Raw genomic sequence first — 13171 nt, 5'->3', positions numbered from 1 at the left:
CAAGATTAATTCTTGATATTTCTCTATTTTAAAGATAAAAAAACATGGATGGGTGATAAGAGAAAAGAATAATATCAGCGAACCTTACCAAATCATCAGTACCGTAGACGTAATCTGGATGGTGTTTACTTATTCCTACTCATCATTTTTATCTAGTGTATCGCATCAGACTATGGGCACACATCACCTAATAAAATAGTGCTAAGCGAGTATGCCCAGAGGAATTTAATCCAGCCAGTCAGCGAGGATCTGCTGCGTCGTTTTTACTGTGATACGGTTCCCAGGAATGGACAGCTCAGACCAAACCTCATTATGTTGCGCGATAAGCTGCTGAGCCGTGGCATATTTCCGGTCCGCAGTGGTATGGGCATCAGAAGCGATGGTCAGAGCATACCCTTTACTGGCGGCAATTTTGATGGTGGTATCAACACAGTAATCCGTGGCACAACCACAAATAGTCAGATGAGTAGCCCCTAGCTGGGCAATAATAGTGTCGAGCGAGGTAAGATAAAACGAATCACACGCTGTTTTGGTAACAGAAATAGCATTCTGCGGGTAATGTAATTCCGGTAGCAGTTGCCACAATTCACTCTCTTGTGTCATTTCATCTTCTGCATGCTGTATGAAAATGACTTGGTCAGCATGGTCGATCAACTGATTAATACGAACGACGCGACCTTCACGATCAAAACGTGGATTAGCAAAAACCCCATTTTGCATATCAATGACAATAACAACATGTTCTCTGGTCACCGCCAACCTCTACAATGTATGTGGACCCGCTGTTAAGCTACAAAGGCCTTAGGGGAAAAGCCTATGCTAAGTTAAAGATCCTGACTTACACAATGGCCTAATCATACAAAACCTAATGAAAAACAACTTGATCTCGACCACCATTCTTCGCTCGGTAGAGTGCTTTGTCGGCTGACTTAATCGCATCATCAAATGAGGTGTCTTTAACATATAAAGCTGCACCGATAGATATCGTAATGTTGAGAGAGTGGTTGTCCGGTGTAATAAACAGCGTATCGCGGATATGTGTAGTTATCCGCACCAAGATCTCACTGGCAATTCTGTTATCTGCGGTATGTATTAACAGCAAAAATTCTTCACCGCCATACCGCGCCAGAAAATCATTTCCTCTAATCACTGACGTTAGTTCCTGGGCGATATCATATAAAATTTTATCACCGGCAGAATGTCCATGATTATCATTAACCCTTTTAAAAAAATCTATATCAATCAAAGCAATAAAGCAGTCCTTATGCGTTTCTCTAAAATTATCCAAATGGTGATTAATACTGAATCTATTAGGTAATTTAGTCAGTTGATCCGTCGAGGATTGGAATTGCAAAATAGAGAATTTACTAAACGTTTTTTGAAAGCGGCTAAAAATAAAATAGAGTATCGAGAGTAAAATAATGCTCATCGCGGATTTAAATATTGAACGGGGAAGGTATCCTAAAGAGATTAGCCGTTCAAAATTCAAAGCAATATTTATACATTGTGGAATGAAAACCGAAAGGAAAAAAGTAGTATATCTTTTATTATCCCAAATTTTTAGCGCTATAGATAAAAACATGAAAGACATAATGAAAATATCATAAAATGGCGATAATCCAAATACAAATACCGCATGGATAGCATAGCTTATCAATAAGGGGATTGGGCCAAAAATTAATGCTGTCAGGACAATAGGACTAATGATTAACCCATAGAGTGTCGCACTGGTTTGGTTATGAAAATCAGCAAGATAGGTTGCAGTAAAACCGGCAATCACGCCCATTAGAATTTTATAATGTAACTGATTAGGTTTTTGTCTGGTAATAATATAAAGATAAGGTAATGATATGCAAAGATAGATAATACAGACCGCATTAAAGGAACTTGTCAAAACACTCTGCATCAATTGAAACATAATATAATCTTCTACACTTAATGAACTCGGCTATAGAGACAGGTAGCCAAGTAAACAGAAAAAGGAAAGTTATAACGTATGCGGATAGGTTTCCTTTAATTTTGCGTATTTTCACCATAAAGGAGCGAACTATATCGTAAAAATAATAATTTATAAATAATTATATTTCTCTTAGTCATTTCATTTAGCATAACGTAAACTTAATATCACTTACGCCAGATATTATCCCTCGTCATAAGGAGTATAAACAGGATTTAATAATTTAAAAAATACTCGAGAGTGGCAAGAAAAACATCTATTATTACAGCCACGAGGAAATAAAAAACCAGCCGCTAAGCTGGTTATTATTATTCTATCGATTGTTAAGATTTGCCGTTAAGTCGTTTATTTTTTTAGTTGCAATGTTGTCATGCAGGTTTGGCTTTCAGCTTGGGTCGCAAAAGGTGATACAGCTTTGAGGCCTTGATAACTCACTTCGATAGTCCCTTCAGTATTGCGTGGCAACCACACACCAATAAAACCATTCTGATAGCTGGTCAGTGTATCTTGCAGGATAACTTTCCCGGCTTTATCGGTAATTTTCACATCAAATGCGGTATTCGCCAATTCACCACGACAGCCAGACAAACTGTGATTGAAGCATGGGTGAGTTTGGTTTACATAGGGGGCGAATGAGAGATAGAACTTATCACCCAAGGGAAAAGAATACCGCTGTTGTTCATCGGATAAGGTGAGTTCCGCACTCGTTACCGAAGCTGAATATGCCAAAGGGCGTTCTTGTTTGGATTGATCGATGGTCTCAATCATTTGCTCAGTAGTTTTTCCCGCTAAGCCATGTTGAGTCAAAAATTCCGTTTGTGTCGTCGCCGCGGCGAAATGGCTAAAAGTGACTGCAGCTAAAGCAACAATAGCCAGTCGGGCTGTTGTTGCAAATGTCTTTTTCACTGTCATGGTATCCTTCCAGTAAGAGGAAATGTTCTAGATAAGTTGGAATAATGACTGATAATCTAAACCCTCCCCTTGGGGGAGGGTCAAAGACAGATTTGAATAGAAAGGTAAACCATTGTATAGAAATGAATTTTATTGATATAAATCAAATTAACACTCTGACGTACCCCTCAAAACTGATTAATTAATATCAGGATGTTGAGCGATAAGATTCTTTCTCTTTTTCTCAAGTTCGGCTATTTCTTGATCAATATCATCAATGTTGTGTTCGATATGATCATGGTGTTCCTGCAATATCTCTCTGGCCTCCGCCCGATCAGACGCGGCTGGCGTCGCCCCTTTCAGTGGCATATTGGCAGTCTCTTTCATAAATATTCCAGTAACCAAACCAATAACCGCCACCACCATTAAGTAATAAGCGGGCATAAACAGATTTTGCGTTGTTTCAACCAACCACGCTGCGGCCGTTGGTGTCAGCCCTGCAACCAACACCGACACATTAAATGCGATAGCTAATGCGCTGTAGCGGATATGGGTTGGGAACATTGCGGGTAATATTGAGGCCATCACCCCCGTAAAACAGTTAAGCAAAATAGCCAGGATCAACAAACCACAAAATATCAAACCGATGATGCCGCTATTAATCAAAATAAAGCTGGGAATAGCGAGAATAAACAGCCCAATACTGCCACAAATAACAAAAGGTCTACGGCCGAATTTATCGCTCATTAATCCCATCACAGGCTGAACGAATAACATACCCAGCATGATTGCAATGATAATCAATACACCATGATCTTCAGAATAATGCAGACTATGGGATAGGTAGCTTGGCATGTAGGTCAGTAGCATGTAATAAGTGACGTTGGTGGCAATAACCATCCCGACACAGATAATCAGGCTTTTCCATTGTTTGGTTAAAATCTCACGGAAAGAAACCTTAGGTGGCTCGGCAATATTGTGGCGTGAATCATTATCAATTTTATCGACGTGCTGTTGAAAGGTCGGTGTCTCTTCAAGTGCATGACGCAAATAGATACCGATTAATCCTAATGGCGCAGCAACGAAGAACGGAATACGCCATCCCCACTCAAGGAAACTGGCTTCACCCACAATGCTGGAAATAAGCAGAACGACTCCAGCGCCTAATACGAAACCTGCAATGGAACCAAAATCCAACCAACTACCAAGAAAACCACGTTTTCTATCGGGTGAATATTCAGCCACAAAAATAGCGGCTCCGGTATATTCGCCACCAACCGAAAAACCCTGTGCCAGTTTTGCCAATAACAATAATATCGGTGCCCAAATACCTATCGAGGCATAAGAGGGAATCAGACCAATACAGAAGGTACTGACCGACATAATAATGATGGTGACGGACAGGACTTTTTGCCGCCCATATTTATCACCTAACGCACCAAAGAATAAGCCACCAAGGGGCCGAACCAAGAAAGGAACGGAAAAAGTCGCCAGCGCAGCAATCATCTGAATACCGGGATCAGCACCGGGGAAAAATACCTGACCAAGTGCAAAAGCGACAAAACCATACACCCCGAAATCGAACCACTCCATGGCGTTGCCCAACGCCGCTGCGGTGATTGCCTTCTTCAGTTTGGCATCATCAATGATTGTAATATCATTGAGTTGCATAGGTTTAACACTCTTTCTTCGTAGTCCCATTGTTTCTTCCTTATGTTCCCAATAGCTCCACTGCATAAAGCATGAAAATGATGACGCGGAGTAATACCTGTTAAAAAATTCAAATTTAGTGAGATATTTATAAGAATAGTTGTAAAGCGAGGCGATGTGTAGGATAGAGCGGCCTGCAACATTTAGATAGAATAACTTAACATTATCCAAAATACATGTTAAAAGTCGAATTAAAAGCACAAAAAATAGCAATTTCCGCCATTAAATAGTAAACATCCAGACATATATACTGCTCATGTTATCAGTGGGTAAATTGGCCTTACCCGCCCGTGCAATGCCGAGTTATCGCTTTCGTCCTTAAGCTGCACCCCCGATAAATGCCGTTGGAAAGATTGCTCCAACAACCAGGCTAACTTAAAAGCCGCCTGAGGATAATCCAAACCCTCTGGCCGGATATTAGAAATACAATTGCGCTCGGACTCCAACCGCCGCGTGTTCGGCCCCCAAGTCATATAAACCCCCAAACTATCCGGGGAAGAAAGCCCCGGCCTTTCACCAATCAACATGACAACCGCTTTGGCTTGTAAACACTCCCCTGCATCATCCCCTAATGCTACCCGTGATTGATGAGCCAACACTATCGGGGCCAGTGATAAGCCGAGCGTTTGCAAATAAGGTCGTAAGGCCATCACCAAAGGAATTGCCTGCCGGTGTACCGCTTTTGATGACAGACCGTCACCAATAACCAACAGGATGTCGGCTTGCTTATCAGGCCATGCACACAACTGTTCACGGCTTTGCGACGATAGCTTTCGGCCAAGATCCGGGCGGCGCAGATAAGTTGCACGATCTGGCGCAGCACTGTTGACGGTAAGTGTCCGTAATCCTGAATCTGCCAGTTGATTAGCAAGACCGTCACTGATAAACGGCTGATGCACAGCATCACGTGCCTGTGCATGTGCCAAACCAAATTTCAACAGCTCTTCAGTCGGCAAGCTTGCTCCTGTACGGCCAAGAGCAATGCGCGCCGCAGTAAACTGACGCAAAGCCGCCCACGAATTGCGATGTAACACCCCGTTTATTATCTCATTTCCGCTCATCAGAATGCCCCCATAGGTGGCAACTGTGCTAATAACGGATGATTGGCCGCGGTATCACGCAAGCGCCCCTGAGCATCCATAATATTCATTTTCTCTAGCCACAGACCAAACTCTGGTGCATGTTTCAGACCGAGCAATTGCCGGATATACAACGCATCATGAAACGACGTACTTTGATAATTAAGCATGATGTCATCAGCTCCCGGCACCCCCATCATAAAGGTCAGTCCAGCGGTCCCCAGTAAGGTCAGCAAGGTATCCATATCATCCTGATCCGCCTCAGCATGGTTGGTATAGCAGACATCACAACCGAGTGGGACACCCAGTAACTTGCCACAGAAATGGTCTTCCAAACCGGCACGGATAATCTGCTTACCATCATAAAGATATTCTGGCCCGATAAACCCGACGACAGTATTAGTCAGTAACGGTGAGAAGCGGCGAGCAATCGCATAAGCACGCGCTTCGCAGGTTTGTTGATCAACCCCGAAATGAGCATTACCGGAGAGACAACTGCCCTGCCCAGTTTCAAAATACATCACATTGTCACCGACAGTGCCTCGCTTGAGGCTCAATGCCGCACAGTGTGCTTCTTCCAACAAAGCCAGATTGATGCCAAAACCGGCATTTGCAGCTTCACTGCCCGCGATAGACTGGAACACTAAATCAACCGGTGCTCCGCGTTCAATCAACTTAATCGTGTTAGTAACATGCGTTAATACGCAGGATTGAGTGGGGATCTCAAAGCGGCTTATCACGTCATCCAGCATATAATTAAGTTTTTCTAACAATGGCAAGCTGTCACTGGCGGGATTGATGCCAATCACAGCATCACCGCTGCCATACAGCAGGCCGTCAAGCATGCTGGCGGCGATACCCGGCAAACTGTCCGTGGGGTGATTGGGCTGTAGCCGCACACTTAAGTGGCCGGCAAGGCCAATAGTGTTACGGAATCGGGTAATAACACGGCATTTTTTCGCCACCAGAATCAAATCCTGATTACGCATTATTTTACTTACCGCGGCGGCCATTTCTGGGGTGATACCAGCACTGACTTGCGCTAACGTCACACTGTCGGCCTGCTCGCTGAGTAACCAGTCACGAAAATCGCCGACGGTCAGATGCGCTATTGGCGCAAAAGCCTGCGGGTCGTGGCTATCAATAATCAGCCGTGTGACTTCATCCTGCTCATAAGGAATCAGCATTTGCTGTAAAAACGTTTTTAGCGGCAGATCTGCCAGCGTCATACGGGCAGCCATGCGTTCTTCAGCACTTTCTGCCGCAACGCCCGCCAGATAATCGCCCGAACGTGCCGGTGAAGCTTTAGCCATCAAATCGCGTAAATCGCCAAAGTGGTAACTACGATGGCTCAGTGTTGTCTGGTACATACTGCGTCCCTTAGTTGTTCAGGCTGCATAAACAGCCTGAACAATGATGACATTAATAGCAAGAATGGATCACTCGGCAGCACTGAGCTGTGGATCAAATGCGGCAGTAGCGCGTGAACGGTGGGTAAGACGAAAATAAATATAACCGACCAACATCATTCCAGCGAATATCAGAGCCAGCAGCGGGTTGTAATAGATCATCGCAATCAGACAGACAACCGCCAAAACTAACGCCAATGCTGGCGCAAACGGATAGAACGGCGCGGAGAATGGGCGAGTCAGGCGTGGCTCTGTTTGTCGCAGTTTGAATAATGACAACATTGAGATGATATACATCACGATGGCACCAAACACCGACATAGTGACAATATTTGCCGTCAGTGGCATGCCGCCAATAATAATCAACGAGTCAGAAAAAATAGCACCAATCCCGACAACACCACCAGCCAAAATAGCCAGGTGTGGGGTACGGAAACGGCGGTTTACTTTGGCCAGCGGCTTAGGTAAATAACCGGCGCGGGCCAAGGCAAAAATCTGGCGGGAATAGCCCATAATGATGCCATGGAACGAGGCTATCAGACCAAACAGCCCAAGCCATACCAGCATGTGTAACCAACCGCTGTCGCTGCCAACGATAATTTTCATTGCTTGTGGCAGTGGGTCGTTGATATTAGATAGCTTAGTCCAGTCGCCCACCCCACCGGCAAATACCATCACACCTAATGCCAGTAGCACTAAGGTCAAAATACCGCCAATAAAGGCGCGCGGAATGGTACGTTGTGGCTCTTTTGCTTCCTCTGCAGCCATCGAAGCCCCTTCAATCGCCAAAAAGAACCAGATAGCAAAGGGAATAGCGGCAAAAATCCCCGATAATGACCCGATACTGAATGTATCCGCGCCAGCCCAACCGCCTCTGACAAAGTTACTGATTTCAAAGCCTGGTGCGACCACGCCCATAAATACCAGCAACTCAAAAATGGCCAATATCGTCACCAACAGTTCGAAGGTTGCAGCAATACTGACACCCAGAATATTCAATGACATAAATATCAGATAGGCCCCAACCGCCACCCACTTTGGGTCAACTGCGGGGAATTGAACATTAATATAGGCACCAATTGCCATGGCAATGGCGGGAGGAGCAAATACAAACTCAATCAACGTCGCAAGACCAGCAATAAAGCCACCCGTTGGGCCAAAAGCGCGGTGAGCGTAAGCAAACGGCCCTCCGGCATGAGGAATAGCGGTGGTTAATTCGGTAAAACTAAAAATAAATGCCGTGTACATCGCGGCCACACCCAGAGCGGTAAACAGGAACCCTAAGGTGCCCGCTTGCGCCCATCCGTAGCTCCAACCAAAATACTCGCCGGAAATCACCAACCCGACGGCAATACCCCATAATTGAAAACTGCCCAACGTACGTTTTAATTCCGGTGCTTGTTTCGCCTGTGACATACCTTATCCCTATCAAAGAAATTTAATGGTAATAGTGCGGTCTATGGCTAAAGCAATGTTTGTACCAAATGCTAGATAACCGCTGAACAACGGAAATACCCGCACTTTAAGTAATGGGAAAAGGAGATGTAACGGGAGATAGCACTGTATGTGCGCTTTCCCCGCACTTTTTAGAGGCAAATGCACGAAGATGCAGCACCGCGAGGAAGGTACGCCTCATCCAGTCAAAAAACATCGTTTTGCTGCTGGGAGTACAGCACTCACTTTAATTTTCACAAATAATGCATTACGCAATGCCACAAACAAGACGAAAATCACAAAATCAATAATTTATTAAAATTAAATATTTGTGATTAACTTCAAATTTAGACTATTGCATTTTTATACAAATACTAATTTATATAAAATAATTGTGATCACAGTTACTGTTTTTCAGTGTTTGCATTTCATTAGTATCACAGATCACATTTTTTCATCGATTTGATTAAGCGCGTCGTCAAGAATAAGCTCAATTTCAGTTAATGCCCACGAGAATGAATTAATGGGTCGCCAAGATAAAATAATAATATAAGGACTCCCTATGCAGGCGCTTATCGATTTCTTTCCTGAAAATAGTATTGCGATATATCCTTCCGCCGAGCATTGGGAACACGCTATTGATTTATCAATGGCAAGCCTAATCGATAATCATGCGGTTAAACCTGAATATAGTCAGGCGATCAAAGATGCCACACGTGAGATAGGGCCTTATTATATTTTGGCACCAGAAATAGCTATGCCGCATGCCCGCCCTGAAAATGGCGTGAACCACACCGCACTCAGCCTGACATTGCTGCGTAAAGGCGTGATTTTCGACGCTGACAGTGAACCGGTAAAATTACTAATAGGCCTGGCAGCAAAAGATGCAGACTCCCATATTTATGCTATTCAGGCATTAAGTGAAATGTTCTGTGACGATGAATCTATTACATCATTACTGAATGCAGCCAACACCGAAAATATAAAAGATATCCTTAAGCGTTATTAACCTATTCCGATAATACAATAACAAGGAATTAATATGGCTAATAAATCAATACGCGCCAAAGTACAATCCTTTGGCGGTTTTCTAACAGCAATGGTAATACCTAATATTGGGGCTTTTATTGCATGGGGATTTATCACTGCATTATTTATCCCGACCGGATGGACGCCGAACGAACACTTCGGCAAGTTGGTCGGCCCGATGATTACCTACCTGCTACCGTTAATGATTGGTTCTACCGGTGGGCATTTGATTGGGGGTAAACGCGGGGCCGTGATGGGCGGTATTGGCACTATGGGGGTTATTGTTGGTGCTGATATTCCGATGTTTATCGGCGCGATGGTGATGGGGCCACTAGGGGGTTATTTAATTAAACATATCGATAAGCGATTGGAGAAACACATTCCAGCCGGTTTCGAGATGGTAATTAATAATTTCTCCCTCGGTATCAGCGGCATGTTGCTCTGCCTACTGGCCTATGAAGTGATCGGCCCGGCGGTGATGGAGGCGAATAATCTGGTCAAACAAGGCATCGAAGCACTGGTGTCTACTGGCTTCTTACCCCTACTGGCGGTGATTAATGAACCTGCCAAAGTGCTGTTCCTGAATAATGCCATCGACCAGGGAATCTATTACCCACTGGGAATGCAGGAAACTGCTATCCACGGCAAATCAATTTACTTTATGGTCGCCTCAAATCCAGGGCCAGGGTTAGGTATTCTGCTGGCTTTCTCACTATTTGGCAAAGGTATGAGTAAGAAGTCAGCACCCGGCGCGATGATTATTCATTTCCTCGGCGGTATCCACGAGCTCTATTTCCCTTATGTTCTTATGAAACCACTGATGATCATTGCCATGATCGCCGGTGCCATGAGTGGCATATATGTCTTTGAATTATTAGGTGCTGGCCTGGTCGCAGGTCCGAGTCCTGGTTCTATCTTCGCGTATCTGGCATTAACCCCTCGCGGTGGTTTCCTAGCTACCTGTGCGGGTGTCTTTACCGGTACTGCAGTTTCGTTCTTGGTGGGTTCCATCATCTTGAAAATGGACAAAGCCACCAGCGAAGAGAGCTTTGAAGAGTCGCAAACCGCCATGAAGAATCTAAAAGCCGAGGGCATATTGGCCAATCACCTCAACAATGATCATCCGGTACGGTTGATAGCCTTTGTCTGCGATGCCGGGATGGGGTCCAGCGCCATGGGAGCAACCACGTTTAGAAAAAAACTGGAGAAAGCCGGTTACCCGATTGCGGTAAAACATTACGCCATCGAAAACATTCCAACCGATGCTGACATCATTGTTACCCACGCCAGCCTTGAAGGCAGAGCACAGGGCGTGACGGACAAGCCATTGATTCTAATTAAAAATTATCTTGGCGACCAGGCTCTGGATATTTTATTCGAGCAATTGACTACAAGTGATAAGCCAAAGGAATCAGTATGAAAACGAAAGTGGCTGCAATATACGGTAAGCAAGATGTCCGCCTACGTGAGTTTGAATTACCCCCGATCAGCGATGACGAATTACTGGTTAGCGTCATTTCCGACAGCGTCTGCCTGTCGACTTACAAAGCAGCTTTGCTGGGTAGTGAGCACAAACGAGTACCGGGTGATGTGGCGCAACACCCTGCCATTACTGGCCATGAATGTGCGGGGGTCATTGTTGAAGTCGGTAAGAATTTAGCCACCCGCTATCGTGCTGGTGAACGTTTTGTGTTGCAACCTGCGATGGGGCTACCCAGTGGCTATTCAGCAGGTTACAGCTACGAATATTTTGGCGGTAACGCCACCTACATGATTATTCCCAAGCTGGCTATTGATCTCGGCTGTGTACTGCCTTATCACGGCAACTATTTTGCCGCCGCATCGCTGGCTGAACCGATGTGTTGCATTATTGGAGCCTATCACGCCAGTTATCACACCACACAATATGTTTATGAACACCGCATGGGCATTAAGCCCGGCGGTAATCTGGCCCTATTGGCTTGTGCCGGGCCAATGGGAATGGGGGCTATCGATTATGCCATCAACGGTGATATCAAACCGGCCCGCGTGGTGGTGGTAGATATAGATGAAGTCCGTCTGGCTCGTGCTGAGCAACTACTACCAAGAAAACAGGCAGCAGATAAAGGTATCGAACTGATTTACATCAACAGCAGCAAGCTGGATAACCCCATCGATACATTACGTCAACTCACGGGGAATCAGGGTTTTGATGATGTATTTGTCTACGCAGCTGTGCCAGCAGTCATTGAATTGGGTGATGATTTGCTGGCAGAAGATGGTTGCCTGAACTTCTTTGCCGGCCCGACAGATAAGCACTTTAAAGTGCCGTTTAACTTCTATCACGTCCACTACTCCAGTACGCATATTGTCGGTACTTCTGGTGGCTCTACCGGTGACATGGAAGAGGCACTTACGCTTTCTGCCCAGCGACGCATACAACCCTCTTTTATGATTACTCATATTGGCGGTCTGGATGCTGTACCTGAAACGGTGCTCAACCTCCCCCATATACCGGGTGGCAAGAAACTGATTTATAACGGCATTACCATGCCCCTCACCGCCATTGACGATTTTGCCGAACGAGGTAAAACGGATCCATTATTTGCGCAATTAGCCGAACTGGTCGCCGAAACTCATGGGGTCTGGAATGAAAAAGCAGAACACTATCTGTTAGCGCACTTTAACGTGGATATCGGAGTCGAGAGTGAAAACACTGGCATATGATATTTTCCGCACCACCGAACAAGCAGCAATGGCGGCCTGGCCACTGCTCGGCTGCGGTAACAAAAACCTTATTGATGGCGTTGCCGTCAGCGCCATGCGCGAGGCCTTAAATCAGATGACGATGCAAGGAAGCATTGTTATCGGAGAAGGCGAAATTGACCATGCGCCGATGCTGTATATTGGCGAACAACTCGGTGCCGGTGGACCACCTGTTGATATTGCTGTTGATCCTATTGAAGGTACCCGCATGGTCGCGATGGGGCAAGCCAATGCGCTGGCTGTGATTGCTTTTGCCCCACGAGGGATGTTGTTACATGCGCCTGATATGTATATGCGAAAATTAGTGGTAGGTGCACAAGCCAAAGGTTCCATTGACTTGCGCCGTTCACTGGCAGAAAACCTGCGCTGTGTGGCGGCTAAGTTAAACAAACCTTTAAATACGTTACGCATGATTACCCTCGACAAACCGCGCCATCAGCAGGCTATCGAACAGGCCAATGCACTCGGTGTTAAAGTTTATGCTATTGCGGACGGCGATGTGGCCGCCAGCCTGATGACCTGCTTATCCAACGGGCAGGCCGATGTGATGTATTGCATCGGCGGCGCACCTGAAGGCGTTATCTCGGCCTGTGCCATTCGTGCTTTGGGCGGCGATATGCAAGCTGAATTGATCGACTTTTGTCAGGCCAAAGGGGAAAGCGTGACGAATCGGGATATTGCCCTCACGGAGCACCAACGCTGCCAGCAAATGGGGGTTAACCTTAATCAGGTCTATTCTCTGACCGAATTGGTGCGCTCCGGGCAGATTATTTTTTCCGCAACCGGCATCACTCAGGGTGATATCGTCACCGGTATTAAGGAAAAAAATGGGGGCCAACTTCAAACCCAAACACTTTTGATTAACGGGCTGGATAACACCTGTAATATCATCAACTCCCTCCACTATCGATAATGGT

Annotated in this window: 11 protein-coding genes; 4 read left to right on the top strand and 7 right to left on the bottom strand. The window is 45.4% G+C overall.

Going from position 1 to position 13171, the window contains the following annotated elements:
- Positions 1 to 225: 225 nt before the first annotated feature.
- The 7 genes from V1953_RS03015 to eat form a co-directional block, all read right to left on the bottom strand.
- Positions 226 to 753 (bottom strand): isochorismatase family protein, encoded by a 528-nt coding sequence (locus V1953_RS03015; RefSeq protein WP_442850630.1) that lies wholly within the window; start codon positions 751 to 753, stop codon positions 226 to 228.
- 112 nt (positions 754 to 865) lie between these two features.
- A complete protein-coding gene (locus V1953_RS03010; RefSeq protein ID WP_442850629.1) occupies positions 866 to 1918 on the bottom strand; it encodes a GGDEF domain-containing protein in 1053 nt (350 codons plus the stop codon).
- A gap of 384 nt (positions 1919 to 2302) precedes the next feature.
- Positions 2303 to 2863, bottom strand: a complete 561-nt coding sequence (gene cueP, locus V1953_RS03005; protein WP_193784774.1) for a copper-binding periplasmic metallochaperone CueP — start codon at positions 2861 to 2863, stop codon at positions 2303 to 2305.
- Between the two features lie 183 nt (positions 2864 to 3046).
- Positions 3047 to 4549 (bottom strand): glycine betaine/L-proline transporter ProP, encoded by a 1503-nt coding sequence (proP, locus tag V1953_RS03000; protein ID WP_083162503.1) that lies wholly within the window; start codon positions 4547 to 4549, stop codon positions 3047 to 3049.
- Positions 4550 to 4812: 263 nt separating this feature from the next.
- On the bottom strand, positions 4813 to 5619 hold the full coding sequence (gene eutC, locus V1953_RS02995; protein WP_420073807.1) for an ethanolamine ammonia-lyase subunit EutC: 807 nt from the start codon (positions 5617 to 5619) through the stop codon (positions 4813 to 4815).
- Positions 5619 to 7007, bottom strand: coding sequence for an ethanolamine ammonia-lyase subunit EutB (locus V1953_RS02990; RefSeq protein WP_083162499.1), 1389 nt, complete (start codon positions 7005 to 7007; stop codon positions 5619 to 5621). Before V1953_RS02990 ends, eutC begins: the two co-directional genes overlap by 1 nt.
- A gap of 69 nt (positions 7008 to 7076) precedes the next feature.
- A complete protein-coding gene (gene eat / locus V1953_RS02985) occupies positions 7077 to 8462 on the bottom strand; it encodes an ethanolamine permease (RefSeq protein WP_083162497.1) in 1386 nt (461 codons plus the stop codon).
- A 580-nt stretch (positions 8463 to 9042) separates the two neighbouring features.
- Here eat and V1953_RS02980 point away from each other — a divergent pair.
- The 4 genes from V1953_RS02980 to glpX are packed head-to-tail and all read left to right on the top strand — an operon-like array spanning position 9043 to position 13167.
- Positions 9043 to 9489: a PTS sugar transporter subunit IIA gene (locus V1953_RS02980; RefSeq protein ID WP_083162495.1), complete on the top strand. Its 447-nt coding sequence runs from the start codon at positions 9043 to 9045 to the stop codon at positions 9487 to 9489.
- 33 nt (positions 9490 to 9522) lie between these two features.
- Positions 9523 to 10929, top strand: coding sequence for a PTS mannitol transporter subunit IICB (locus V1953_RS02975; RefSeq protein ID WP_102970533.1), 1407 nt, complete (start codon positions 9523 to 9525; stop codon positions 10927 to 10929).
- Positions 10926 to 12215, top strand: coding sequence for a zinc-binding dehydrogenase (locus tag V1953_RS02970; RefSeq protein ID WP_372569640.1), 1290 nt, complete (start codon positions 10926 to 10928; stop codon positions 12213 to 12215). The genes V1953_RS02975 and V1953_RS02970 overlap by 4 nt, the downstream gene beginning before the upstream one ends.
- 28 nt (positions 12216 to 12243) lie before the next feature.
- Complete coding sequence (gene glpX, locus V1953_RS02965) at positions 12244 to 13167, top strand: class II fructose-bisphosphatase (protein ID WP_372569916.1); 924 nt, start codon at positions 12244 to 12246, stop codon at positions 13165 to 13167.
- Positions 13168 to 13171 lie beyond the last annotated feature (4 nt).

Origin of the sequence: Yersinia sp. 2541 StPb PI (assembly GCF_052217145.1) — a bacterium.
In the GTDB taxonomy this organism is placed as follows: Bacteria; Pseudomonadota; Gammaproteobacteria; order Enterobacterales; family Enterobacteriaceae; genus Yersinia; species Yersinia enterocolitica_E.
This window is presented reverse-complemented; position numbering and strand designations above follow the sequence as displayed.